The organism is Mesorhizobium sp. M0239 (genome assembly GCF_040321815.1).
GTDB lineage: Bacteria > Pseudomonadota > Alphaproteobacteria > Rhizobiales > Rhizobiaceae > Mesorhizobium.
This window is the reverse complement of sequence record NZ_JAMYSG010000012.1, coordinates 55,797-68,360: the sequence shown is the minus strand read 5'-3', so window position 1 is coordinate 68,360 and position 12,564 is coordinate 55,797. Positions and strand designations below refer to the sequence as shown.

Genomic DNA, 12,564 nt, shown 5'->3' with positions numbered 1-12,564 from the left:
CCCCTTGATCCCCGCCGCATCCTTTTCAGGCAAGCGCGTTTCGCTCTTCGGGCTCGGTGGCTCGGGGATCGCGACGGCGCGCGCACTGATCGAGGGCGGCGCGGACGTGCTGGCTTGGGACGACAATCCCGAAAGCGTGGCCAAGGCAACGGCTGCCGGCATCGCAACCGCCGATCTCCGCGGCGCCGACTGGGCGAAATTCTCGGCCTTCGTGCTGTCGCCAGGTGTGCCGCTGACGCATCCCAAGCCGCATTGGACGGTGGAGCTGGCGCGCGGTTCGGGCGTCGAGATCATCGGCGACATCGAGCTTTTCTGCCGCGAGCGGATGCTGAGCGCGCCAAATTCGCCTTTCATCGCCATCACCGGCACCAACGGCAAGTCGACGACGACCGCGCTGACCGCGCATATCCTGAAAGCCGCGGGACGCGACACCCAGATGGGCGGCAATATCGGCCGCGCGGTAATGACGCTCGATCCACCCGAGCCCGATCGGCACTATGTGGTCGAATGCTCGTCCTACCAGATCGACCTCGCGCCCTCGATCAATCCGACGGCAGGCATCCTGCTTAACCTGACGCCCGATCATCTCGACCGCCACGGCACCATGCAGCACTACGCCGCGATCAAGGAGCGGCTGGTGGCCGGCAGCGAGACGGCGATCGTCGGCATCGACGATTCCTGGTGCGCGCAGATCGCCGAGCGGTTGGAGCGGGCGGGCCGGCCTGTCATACGCATTTCCAAGCGCCTGCCGCTGACCGATGGCTATTTCGCCGATGGCAGCAATCTGATGGAAGCCGTGCACGGCCGTTACAGCCGTGTCGCCTTCCTCGAAGGCATCGGCTCGCTGCGTGGCCAGCACAATGCCCAGAACGCTCTGGCGGCGGTCGCCGCTTGCCTCAAGGTCGGGCTGGAGCTTGGCGAGATCCAGTCGGGGCTGGAAAGCTTTCCCGGCCTCGCGCACCGCATGGAGCAGGTCGGCCGCAAGGACCATGTGCTGTTCATCAACGATTCCAAGGCGACCAATGCCGATGCGGCGGCGCCGGCGCTGTCCAGCTTCGCGCGCATCTACTGGATCGCCGGCGGCCTGCCCAAGGAAGGCGGCATCGAACCCTTGCGCGGCTTCTTCCCGCGCATCGCCAAGGCCTATCTTATCGGCGAGGCGGCGCCGGCTTTTTCGGCGACGCTGGGCGAGGCAGTTCCCTACGAGATTTCAGGCACGCTGGCCGCGGCGGTCGAGCACGCCGCGCATGATGCGGCCAAGGACGACAGCGGTGAGGCGGTGGTGCTGCTGTCGCCGGCCTGCGCCAGCTTCGACCAGTTCAAGAATTTCGAAGTCCGCGGCGAAGCCTTCAGGCAAGCTGCGAATGCTATCGAGGGTGTGAAACCCATCGGAGGGGCACGATAATGCAGAGCCGTCTCGACAAAAGTCCGGTTGCGACCTGGTGGTGGACGATCGATCGCTGGTTCCTGGCGGCGTTCCTGTCGCTGATGGGGCTTGGCATCGTCTTGTCCTTCGCTGCCAGCCCGGCGGTGGCCGAACGCATCGGCCTCGACAGTTTCCACTTTGCCACCAGGCAGATCATCTTCACCGTGCCGGCGCTCGGCGTGATGCTGGCCGTTTCCTTCCTCGATTCCAGGCAGATCCGGCGCATGGCGCTGGTCATCCTGTGCCTGATGCTGGTGCTGATGGTGGCGGTGCTCTACATCGGCGTCGAGGTGAAGGGTGCGCGCCGCTGGGTGTCGCTTGCAGGCCTGTCGATCCAGCCGTCGGAATTCCTGAAGCCGGCCTTCGTCATCATGTGCGCCTGGCTGTTCGCCGAGCACAAGCGCCAGCCTGACATTCCGGGCAATCTGTTTGCCATGCTGCTGCTGGTGCTGGTCGTATCGCTGCTGGTGGCGCAACCGGACCTCGGCCAGACCATGCTGACGACCGGCACCTGGGGCATCATGTTCTTCATGGCCGGGCTGCCCTGGCTGTGGATCGTCGCGCTCGGCGCGGCCGGCGTCGGTGGCGTCTTTGCCGCCTATACGGTGTTCCCGCACGTTGCCTTGCGCATCGACAAGTTCCTCACCGGCGAGGGCGACACGTTCCAGGTCGACATGGGGCGCGAAGCGCTGATCAATGGCGGCTGGTTCGGTGTCGGGCCGGGCGAGGGCACAGTCAAGCGCGTCATTCCCGATAGCCATGCCGACTTCGTCTTCTCGGTCGCGGGCGAAGAGTTCGGGCTGATCATGTGCTTCTTCATCATGTCGATCTTCGCCTTCATCGTGCTGCGCGGCCTCAACACGGCGCTGAAGGAGCATGACGATTTCACCCGCTATGCGGTCGGCGGCCTCGTCACCGTGTTTGGCCTGCAAGCGGTCATCAACATGTGCGTCAATCTCCAGCTTGTGCCGGCCAAAGGTATGACGCTGCCGTTCATCTCCTATGGCGGCTCCTCGCAGATCGCCATCGCCATCTCGATGGGCATGGTGCTGGCGCTGACACGCAAGCGGCCGGAAAAGCGCAAGCAGATGGGCTTTGGCCTGTCGCAACGCGCCCTGCCGGCGGAGTGATATGGCCAGAGGCGTCATCCTTCTCGCGGCAGGCGGCACCGGTGGGCATCTTTTCCCGGCCGAAGCGCTGGCGCATGAGCTGAACGAGCGCGGCTGGTCAGTGCATCTGGCGACCGACGACCGTGCAGAGCGTTTCGCCGGCCATTTCCCGGCCGCAGCCGTCCATCCGATCCAGTCGGCGACGATGGGCTCGAAAAACCCCTTTGCCCTGCTTGGTGCCTTCTGGAAAATCTGGCGCGGCGTGCGCCAGGCTTCCGCCGTCATCGCCAGGATCAAGCCGGATGCGGTCGTCGGCTTTGGCGGCTATCCGACCTTGCCGCCGCTCTACGCGGCGACACGGCGCAAGGTGCCGACCCTGATCCATGAGCAGAACGCGGTGATGGGGCGCGCCAACCGGGCGCTGGCCGGCCGTGTCGATGCCATCGCCGGCGGCTTCCTGCCGCAGGACACCAGTGCTGCCGGGGTCAAGACGGTGACGACAGGCAATCCGGTCAGGCCGGCCGTGCTGGAAGCTGCCAGGACGAATTATGCGGCATCGACCGGGGAACAGCCGTTCCGCCTGCTGGTGTTCGGCGGCAGCCAGGGCGCTCAGTTCTTTTCCGATGCCGTGCCGGGGGCGATCGCGCTGCTTTCCGATGCTCAGCGCAAGCGGCTGGTCATTACCCAACAAGCTCGCGCCGATGATGTGGCGCGGGTCAAGGCGGCCTATGCGGCACTGGGCGTTGCTGCCGAGGTCTCACCCTTCTTCACCGACATGGCGCAGCGCATGGCGGCTGCGCACCTGGTGATCTCGCGCTCCGGCGCCTCGACCGTTTCGGAGATCGCCGTCATCGGCCGGCCGGCGCTGCTGGTGCCTTACCCCTACGCGCTCGACCACGACCAGGCGGCGAACGCGGCGGCCCTTGCCGCTGCCGGCGGCGGCGAAGTGCACCCGCAATCCTCGCTCTCGCCCGAACGCATCGCAGTGCTCCTCGGCGGGCTGATCGACCAGCCTGAGCGGCTTGTGGCGATGGCGGCGGGCGCGAAATCGGCCGGCCGGCCGAACGCGGCACGGTTGCTCGCTGATCTTACAGAGGCTATTGCGTCCAAAAAAACCATTTCGGATTTCAGGAAGGGGACGCAAGCATGAAGATGCCGCAGACCATCGGCCTTGTGCATTTCATCGGCATTGGCGGCATCGGCATGAGCGGCATTGCCGAAGTGCTGCACAATCTCGGCTACAAGGTGCAAGGGTCCGATCAGGCCGAAAGCGCCAATGTGCAGCGGCTGCGCGACAAGGGCATCGAATGCTTCGTCGGCCATAGGGCCGAGAATCTCGGCGATGCCGAGGTTGTCGTCGTCTCGACGGCGATCAAGAAATCCAACCCTGAGCTCAAGGCCGCGCGCGAAAAGCTGCTGCCGATCGTGCGCCGGGCCGAAATGCTGGCCGAGCTGATGCGCTTTCGCCAGGCGGTGGCGATCGGCGGCACGCATGGCAAGACGACCACGACCTCGATGGTGGCGACCTTGCTCGATGCCGGTGGGCTCGATCCGACCGTCATCAATGGCGGCATCATCAATGCCTACGGCACCAACGCGCGCATGGGCGACGGCGAATGGATGGTGGTCGAGGCCGACGAAAGCGACGGCACTTTCCTGAAACTGCCGGCCGAGATCGCGGTCGTCACCAACATCGATCCCGAGCATCTCGATCACTATGGCAGCTTCGACAAGGTGCGGGAGGCGTTCCGCCAGTTTGTCGAGAACGTGCCGTTCTACGGTTTTGGCGTGATGTGCACCGACCATCCCGAGGTGCAGGCGCTGGTCAGCCGCATCGAGGACCGCCGGGTCATCACCTATGGCGAGAATGCGCAGGCCGACGTGCGCTTTACCAATCACCGCATGGCAGGTGCCATTTCGGAATTCGACGTGGTGATCCGCGACCGCAAGACAGGCGGCCAGACTGTCATAGCAGGCCTGCGCCTGCCGATGCCCGGCCGCCACAACGTCTCCAACGCGACGGCAGCGATCGCGGTCGCGCATGAGCTCGGCCTGTCGGCCGAGGCGATCAAGAAGGGCCTGTCGTCCTTCGCCGGCGTCAAGCGCCGCTTCACCCATACCGGTTCGTGGGACGGCGTCGAAATATTCGACGATTACGGCCACCATCCGGTCGAGATCTCGGCGGTGCTGAAGGCGGCGCGCAGCGCCACCCAGGGTCGCGTCATCGCCATTGCCCAGCCGCATCGCTTCACCCGGCTGCATGATCTGTTCAACGAGTTTTCCACTTGCTTCAACGACGCCGACACAGTGATGGTGGCGCCGGTCTACGCGGCCGGCGAAGAGCCGATCGACGGCGTCAGCTCGGACGCGCTGGTGTCGCGCATCCGCGCCGGCGGCCATCGCGACGCGCGCTACATCGAGGGTCCGGCGGCGATCGCGCCCGTCATCCGTGATCTGGCCAAGCCGGGTGACTTCGTCGTCTTCCTGGGCGCCGGCAACATCACCCAATGGGCCTATGCGTTGCCCAAGGAGCTTGGCGGGACCGTCTCATGATGCACGGCCAGGCCCTGATCGACAGACTTGGCGACCGGCTTGCCGGCCTGCGCGGCCGCCTCACGCCGAACGCCGAGATGGACAAGATCACCTGGTTCCGTGCCGGGGGCCTGGCTGAAGCGTTGTTCCAGCCGGCTGATGAGGAGGATCTTGCGGTGTTCCTCAAAGCCGTTCCTGAAGAAATACCTCTTACCGTCGTTGGCGTCGGCTCGAACCTTTTGGTCCGCGACGGCGGCATCGAGGGCTTTGTCATCCGCCTTTCGGCCAAGGGCTTCGGCGAGGCCGAGGTGATTTCGCCGATCAGGATCAAGGCGGGAGCTGCGACCCCCGACAAGCGTGTCGCAGCGGTGGCGCTCGAGGCCGGCATTGGCGGCTTTCATTTCTACCACGGCATTCCGGGTGCAATCGGCGGTGCGCTGCGGATGAATGCCGGCGCCAATGGTGTCGAGACGCGCGAGCGCGTCGTCGAAGTGCGGGCGCTCGACCGCAAGGGCAATGTGCAGACGCTGAGCAATGCCGATATGGGATACGCCTATCGCCATTCAGCGGCGCCCTCCGGGCTGATCTTCACCTCGGCCGTGTTCGAAGGCTTTGCCGAGGAGAAAACGGCGATCAAGGCGGCGATGGAGGCCGTGCAGAACCATCGCGAGACCGTGCAGCCGATCCGCGAGAAGACCGGTGGCTCGACCTTCAAGAATCCGGAAGGCACGTCGGCCTGGAAGGAGATCGACAGAGCGGGCTGCCGCGGCCTGATGATCGGCGGGGCCCAGATGTCGCCGATGCATTGCAACTTCATGATCAACACGGGAACCGCGACCGGCTACGACCTTGAATATCTCGGCGAGACGGTGCGCACGCGGGTGCTGGAGAATTCCGGTATCCGGTTGCAATGGGAAATCAAGCGAATCGGCAATTTCCGGCCGGGGCATGCCGTGCAGGAGTTTCTCGGGCAGCTCCTTTAAGGTGCACTTTGGCGCGCGTTGAAGTTCATGTGATGCATGAACTTCAACGAGGCCGAAACGGTCCGCGACCGTTGCCGCAAAGACTCAACGACACGCTTTTCGCATCCATTTTCTCAGAAAGTGAATCTCTCGGAATCGTAAGCACTTGCCAGTGAATCAACTCTCTGATTCTCTGCTCGAAAGCGTTTCCTGATTTGAGTCGTTCGACGCGTTTTCAGCGTTTTCCGTCTGGGGGGCAACCTGCCGGGAGACTCTGACTCAATGTTGCGGAAAATCTGGTTTTGGTCCGCCGTGAGAGAGGGGATGCCGGGGAATGAAAAACAAGCATGTGGCCGTCCTGCTGGGTGGTTTTTCGTCCGAGCGGCCCGTGTCTCTTTCGTCGGGAAGGGCTTGTGCCGATGAGCTCGAGAAGGAAGGCTACCAGGTCACCCGTGTCGATGTCGGGCGCGATGTCGGCTCCGTGCTTGCCGAGCTCAAGCCGGATGTCGCCTTCAATGCGCTGCACGGCCCTTTTGGCGAGGACGGCACCATTCAGGGCATCCTTGAATATCTCGGCATTCCCTACACCCATTCTGGCGTGCTCGCCTCGGCTCTGGCCATGAACAAGGAGCAGGCCAAGCGGGTTGCCAAGTCGGTCGGCATCGTGGTCGCCGAATCGAAGGTCGCCAGCCGCTTTGCCATCCAGAACAAGCATCCGATGAAGCCGCCCTATGTGGTCAAGCCGGTCAATGAGGGTTCGAGCTTCGGTGTCGTCATCGTGCATGAGGGCCAGTCGCATCCGCCGCAGGTTCTTGGCTCGTCGGAGTGGAAATATGGCGATACCGTCATGGTCGAGCGCTACATCCACGGCAGGGAGCTGACCTGCGCGGTGATGGGCGATGTGGCGCTGGGGGTCTGCGAGATCATCCCGACCGGCCATTCCTTCTACGACTATGATTCAAAATATGTCGCCGGGGGATCAAAGCACGAATGCCCCGCAAAAGTTTCACCGAATATTTACCAAAAAATACAAACACTGGCGCTCAAGGCTCACCAAGCGATCGGCTGTCGAGGCGTTTCCCGTTCGGACTTCCGTTATGACGATCGTCATTCCGAAAACGGCGAGATTGTCTGGCTCGAGGTCAACACCCAGCCGGGTATGACGCCGACGTCTTTGGTGCCTGAAATCGCCGCCCAAGCCGGGCACTCGTTTGGCGATTTGTTGAGTTGGATGGTGGAGGACGCTTCGTGTCTGCGTTGAAATGGGGACAAGGTAGGGAGAGGGGCGCGGCCGGGCCGGCGCTGTTCGGCCTGTCATTGTCGTTGGACCATTTCGTACTGCCGCGCATGCTTCGCCGCCCGGTGCGCATTCTGGCGCGCCTGGGCGTTGGGGAATTCCAGGCGCCGCGCTTTTCCGCGGCCATGATGTCGGCCGTGCTGATTTTCTCGAGCAGTGCCTATGGTGCCTACCTTGGCGGTCACGTCGACGGTATCGTGCAGAGCATCACCGCCCGTACCGGCTTTGCCGTCGATCAGGTCAAGGTGGTCGGCAATCGCCAGACCTCGGAAATCGATATACTCGACAGGCTTGAACTTGATGGCTGGACGTCGCTGATCGGCTTTAATGCCGAGGCAGCGCGCGAACGGATCTCCGGCCTGCCGTGGATCGAGGTTGCGGCGGTGCGCAAGGTCTACCCGCATACGCTGGAAGTACGTGTCGAGGAGCGCGAGGCTTTCGCGCTCTGGCAGCAGGGCGACGAGCTTTCGGTCATCGAGAGGAATGGTGCCATGATCGCGCCGTTCTCGGGCGGCAAGCAGGTGCTTCTGCCGCTGCTGATCGGCGCCGGCGCGCCGGCGAGCGCGCCCGATTTCCTGGCCAAGGTCGAAAAATATCCCGAGCTCGCGAGCCGGATCAAAGGGTATATCCGCGTAGGCGAGCGGCGCTGGGACCTGAAGCTGGACAATGGCATCACCATCAAGCTTCCCGAGGATGACGAGGAACAGGCGCTCGCCGAACTCGTGAAGATGGATCATGACAGCGGCTTGCTGTCGCGCGACATCGCCGCCGTCGACATGCGCCTGACGGACCGGCTGGTCGTGCAGTTGACGGCGGAAGCGGCGACGCAGCGCGAAGCCGCCCTCAACGAGAAACCCAAGAGCCTGAAGCGCAAGCCGGAGACGAAGATATGAACTGGCTTGGCGGTCCTGGCGATGCCGCGTCGCGCCGGTCCGGCACCCTGACGGTGCTGGATGTCGGTTCGAGCAAGGTCTGCTGCATGGTGGCCAAGCTGAAGCCGTGCGATGACGGCAAGCTGCTGCGCGGCCGCTCGCACCGGATCCAGGTGATCGGCATCGGTCACCAGAAGTCGCAAGGCGTGAAGTCGGGTGTCATCGTCGATCTCGACCGCGCCGAGCACGCCATCCGCCTTTCCGTCGACGCGGCCGAGCGCATGGCCGGGCTGACGGTCGATTCTCTGATCGTCAACATGACGGCCGGCCGGCTCAAGAGCGAAGCCTTCTCCGCCACCATCAATCTTGGCGGCCATGAGGCCGACGAGGCCGACATCAAGCGCGTTCTCGGTGCTGGCGCCAAGCAGGCGCTGAAGGCCGAGCGCGAGGTGATCCATTCGCTTCCCGTCGGCTTCTCGCTGGATGCCGAACGCGGCGTGCGCGATCCGCGCGGCATGGTCGGTGACGCACTCGGCGTCGACATGCATGTGCTGACCGGCGACGCCGCGCCGATGCGCAATCTGGAGCTTTCCATCAACCGCTCGCATCTGTCGGTCGAGCGCATGGTGGCGACGCCCTATGCCAGCGGTTTGGCGGCCCTGGTCGACGACGAGCTGGAAATGGGTGCGGCCTGCATCGACATGGGCGGCGGCACGACAACGATTTCGGTGTTTTCGGAAGGCAAGTTCGTCCATGGCGACGCCATCGCCATCGGCGGCAACCACGTCACGCTGGACATGGCCAAGGGGCTGTCGACCTCGCTCGATGCCGCGGAACGGCTGAAGGTGATGCATGGCTCGGCGCTGCCGGGCAGCGCAGACGACCGCGACCTGGTCTCGGTCCAGCCGATCGGCGACGATGGCGACGTGCCCTTGCAGATCCCGCGCTCGGTGATGACGCGCATCGTGCGCGCCCGCATCGACGAGACGCTCGAACTGCTGCGCGACCGGCTCAACAGGTCCGGCTATGGCAATGCAGTGGGCAAGCGTGTGGTTCTTACCGGCGGTGCCAGCCAGCTTGCCGGCCTGCCGGAGGCGGCGCGCCGCATCCTGGGACGCAATGTGCGCATCGGCCGCCCGCTCGGCGTGGCCGGCCTGCCGGAAGCGGCGAAGGGGCCGGCCTTCTCGGCCGCGGTGGGGCTTCTGATCTATCCGCAGATGGCGAGCTTCGAGAGCCATCCTGCGAAAGGAATTTCCGGTCTCAAAATGACCGGAACGGGCGGAAAACTGCATCGCATGAGTCAGTGGTTGAGAGACAGTTTCTAAAATTGACGGGGACAGCCCCATAGGCGGCCGCGGCGGCGAAGCGGCGTGAAAGGCAAAGGACGGAGACAATGACCATCAATCTGCAGAAGCCGGACATCACCGAGCTTAAGCCGCGCATCACCGTGTTCGGTGTCGGCGGCGGCGGCGGCAATGCCGTCAACAACATGATCACCGCCGGTTTGCGCGGTGTCGAGTTCGTGGTGGCCAACACCGACGCGCAGGCGCTGACCATGTCGAAGGCGGGCCGCCTGATCCAGCTCGGCGCGCATGTCACCGAAGGCCTTGGCGCCGGCTCGCAGCCGGAAGTCGGCCGTGCGGCGGCGGAAGAGTGCATCGATGAAATCCTCGATCACCTGACCAACACCCATATGTGCTTCGTCACCGCCGGCATGGGCGGCGGCACCGGCACCGGTGCTGCTCCCGTCGTTGCCCGCGCGGCGCGCGAAAAGGGCATCCTCACCGTCGGCGTCGTCACCAAGCCGTTCCACTTCGAAGGCCAGCGCCGCATGAAGACCGCGGATTTCGGCATCGAGGAATTGCAGAAATGCGTCGATACGCTGATCGTCATCCCCAACCAGAACCTGTTCCGGCTGGCCAATGACAAGACCACCTTCGCCGACGCCTTCGCCATGGCCGACCAGGTGCTCTATTCCGGTGTCGCCTGCATCACCGACCTGATGGTCAAGGAAGGCCTGATCAATCTCGACTTCGCCGACGTCCGTTCCGTCATGCGCGAGATGGGCAAGGCGATGATGGGCACCGGCGAGGCTTCCGGAGAGGGCCGTGCGATGGCCGCCGCCGAAGCGGCGATCGCCAACCCGCTGCTCGACGAGACCTCGATGAAGGGCGCCAAGGGCCTGCTGATCTCGATCACCGGCGGCCGCGACCTGACGCTGTTCGAAGTCGACGAAGCCGCGACCCGTATCCGCGAGGAAGTCGACCAGGACGCCAACATCATCCTGGGCGCCACTTTCGACGAGGAACTCGAAGGCGTCATTCGCGTCTCGGTGGTTGCCACCGGCATCGACAAGTCGGCGGCTGAAATCGCCGCCGCGCCGATCTCGATCCGCACGGCGCCTCCGAAGCCGGCCAGCCGCCCGGCGGCTCAAATCGCGGAGGTTCGTCCGGCGCCTGTCCAGCAGGCGGCATACGAGCCACGCGCTGTCGACCCGGTCGCGGAAGCCATCCATCTGGCCGAAGCTAATGCCGCGGCTATGGCGCAGGCGCGCCCGGCCCCGGTCGCCCACGCTGAAGATTTCCGCCCGCAGAGCAAGATCTTCCAGGCACCGCCCGCCCAGCCGATGCCGCAGCCGGTGGTCCAGCAGATGCAGCCGGCCCCGCAGCCGCGCGAGATGCTGCAGCGCGAAGCGCCGCAGCCGGTTGCCATGGCGCCGCAGCGTATGCCGCGCGTCGAGGACTTTCCGCCGGTCGTCAAGGCCGAGGTGGACGCCAAGAGCCGCCCGGTCGACCACGAGAACAACAGCGGACCGATGGGCCTGCTGAAGCGCCTGACCAATGGCCTGACCCGCCGCGAGGAGGAACCCGCAAGGCTGCAGCCGGCGCAGCCGCGCGAGCCCAAGCTGCGCCAGGCAGCGCCCGAAGTACGCCGTCTCGCCAGTCAGGATGCGCAGCTGTATGCGCCGCGCCGTGGCCAGCTCGATGATCAGGGCCGCCTGACGCCGCAGGTGAGGACGACTCAGGAAGACGATCAGCTGGAGATTCCGGCGTTCCTGCGCCGCCAGGCCAACTGATTGGTAAACGGACTGTAACATTTGTTAACAGGCAAGCGAGGAATCGCTTGCCTGTTAACGTTTTAAATGGTGGGATTTCAACGACTTACCAATTCGTACTCATTCCATTTCGCGGTTACACAGAGTAAGAAACCGTGATTTGGAGTCTCCCTGACGGGACATTATCTTCGCTGCCTACCATCATCGGTTTGCCGGGATTTCGGGGGAAGTCACCCTGCCAGCCGATTCACACAAGAGCCGCGCCCTCGGGCTGGAGAAGCGGACCTAGGCATTACGGGCTTATGGGGATTGTCTTGCACGACTATCAGACGACATTGAAGACGCGCGCGTCGCTTACCGGCACCGGCGTCCACAGCGGCAAGGAAGTGTCCATCAGCTTCGTGCCCGCGGATGCTGACACCGGCATCGTTTTCCAGCTTTTCAACGGTGCGGAGCAGGGCCGCGAGTTTCGTGCCCTGGTTTCGGAAGTCGGCGCTACCGACCTGTGCACCATGCTTGGTGATCCCGCCGGCGAGCATATCGCCACGGTCGAGCACATCATGGCGGCGCTGTTTGGGCTCGGCATCGATAATGTCGCTGTCGAGATCGATGGTTCCGAGGTTCCTATCTTCGATGGCAGCGCCATGGCGTTCGTCGAAGCCATCGATCAGGCGGGCATCGAGACGCTTTCGGTCAAGCGCCGCTATATCAGGGTCATCAAGCCGGTCCGCATCGAGAACGGCGCCTCGTGGGCGGAGTTTCGCCCCTATGACGGGACCCGTTTCGAGATCGAGATCGACTTCGAAAGTCCGGCGATCGGCCGTCAGCTGTTTGCCTCCGACCTCAATGCCGATATTTTCCGTCGCGACATCGCGCGCGCCCGCACCTTCGGCTTCATGAAGGATGTCGAGCGGCTGTGGGCTGCAGGCTATGCGCTCGGCTCCTCGCTGGAGAACTCGCTGGTCATCGGCGACGACAACCGCGTCATCAATATGGGCGGCCTGCGCTATCCCAACGAATTCGTGCGCCATAAAACGCTGGACGCCATGGGCGACCTGGCGCTGGCCGGCGCCCGCTTCATCGGCTGCTTCCGCTCCTATCGCGGCGGCCACAGGATGAATGCCGCGGCCCTGCGCCGTCTGCTCTCGGACCGCACGGCATTCGAAATCGTCGAGACGACACGCCGCGAGCGTGGCCGCAGCGCCGAGATGAACGCCGTCAATGCGCCACTCTACGCGCCCTGGATGATCTGATTTCCCGGGTTTTTCGGGTTCCATGGGCGATAGCGCATGTGGCAGGAATGCACCACTC

10 protein-coding genes are annotated in these 12,564 nt (G+C 64.1%); all 10 read left to right on the top strand.

Translation table 11 applies throughout. The features are described 5' to 3' along the window. Nucleotides 1-4: 4 nt before the first annotated feature. The 10 genes from murD (at nucleotide 5) to lpxC (ending at nucleotide 12,506) form a co-directional block, all read left to right on the top strand. Complete coding sequence (gene murD / locus NKI99_RS14585; RefSeq protein ID WP_128303493.1) at nucleotides 5-1,405, top strand: UDP-N-acetylmuramoyl-L-alanine--D-glutamate ligase; 1,401 nt, start codon at nucleotides 5-7, stop codon at nucleotides 1,403-1,405. Further along, on the top strand, nucleotides 1,405-2,556 hold the full coding sequence (gene ftsW, locus NKI99_RS14580; RefSeq protein WP_128303494.1) for a putative lipid II flippase FtsW: 1,152 nt from the start codon (nucleotides 1,405-1,407) through the stop codon (nucleotides 2,554-2,556). The genes murD and ftsW overlap by 1 nt, the downstream gene beginning before the upstream one ends. 1 nt (nucleotide 2,557) lies before the next feature. Further along, nucleotides 2,558-3,685 (top strand): undecaprenyldiphospho-muramoylpentapeptide beta-N-acetylglucosaminyltransferase, encoded by a 1,128-nt coding sequence (gene murG / locus NKI99_RS14575; RefSeq protein ID WP_128303495.1) that lies wholly within the window; start codon nucleotides 2,558-2,560, stop codon nucleotides 3,683-3,685. Continuing rightward, the gene (gene murC, locus NKI99_RS14570) at nucleotides 3,682-5,088 is read left to right on the top strand and encodes a UDP-N-acetylmuramate--L-alanine ligase (protein WP_023813140.1); all 1,407 of its coding nucleotides are present in this window, start codon (nucleotides 3,682-3,684) and stop codon (nucleotides 5,086-5,088) included. Before murG ends, murC begins: the two co-directional genes overlap by 4 nt. After that, complete coding sequence (murB, locus tag NKI99_RS14565; protein WP_031213597.1) at nucleotides 5,085-6,050, top strand: UDP-N-acetylmuramate dehydrogenase; 966 nt, start codon at nucleotides 5,085-5,087, stop codon at nucleotides 6,048-6,050. The genes murC and murB overlap by 4 nt, the downstream gene beginning before the upstream one ends. Before the next feature lie 313 nt (nucleotides 6,051-6,363). After that, nucleotides 6,364-7,290 carry a D-alanine--D-alanine ligase gene (locus NKI99_RS14560; protein ID WP_352442238.1) on the top strand — a complete coding sequence of 309 codons (927 nt, stop codon included), beginning with the start codon at nucleotides 6,364-6,366 and terminating at the stop codon, nucleotides 7,288-7,290. After that, nucleotides 7,278-8,219, top strand: a complete 942-nt coding sequence (locus NKI99_RS14555) for a cell division protein FtsQ/DivIB (RefSeq protein ID WP_352442239.1) — start codon at nucleotides 7,278-7,280, stop codon at nucleotides 8,217-8,219. The genes NKI99_RS14560 and NKI99_RS14555 overlap by 13 nt, the downstream gene beginning before the upstream one ends. Beyond that, nucleotides 8,216-9,523 carry a cell division protein FtsA gene (gene ftsA, locus NKI99_RS14550; protein WP_352442240.1) on the top strand — a complete coding sequence of 436 codons (1,308 nt, stop codon included), beginning with the start codon at nucleotides 8,216-8,218 and terminating at the stop codon, nucleotides 9,521-9,523. The genes NKI99_RS14555 and ftsA overlap by 4 nt, the downstream gene beginning before the upstream one ends. 68 nt (nucleotides 9,524-9,591) lie before the next feature. Then, complete coding sequence (gene ftsZ / locus NKI99_RS14545) at nucleotides 9,592-11,274, top strand: cell division protein FtsZ (protein WP_352611270.1); 1,683 nt, start codon at nucleotides 9,592-9,594, stop codon at nucleotides 11,272-11,274. 281 nt (nucleotides 11,275-11,555) lie between these two features. Further along, nucleotides 11,556-12,506 carry a UDP-3-O-acyl-N-acetylglucosamine deacetylase gene (gene lpxC / locus NKI99_RS14540; RefSeq protein ID WP_023813134.1) on the top strand — a complete coding sequence of 317 codons (951 nt, stop codon included), beginning with the start codon at nucleotides 11,556-11,558 and terminating at the stop codon, nucleotides 12,504-12,506. Nucleotides 12,507-12,564: the final 58 nt, after the last annotated feature.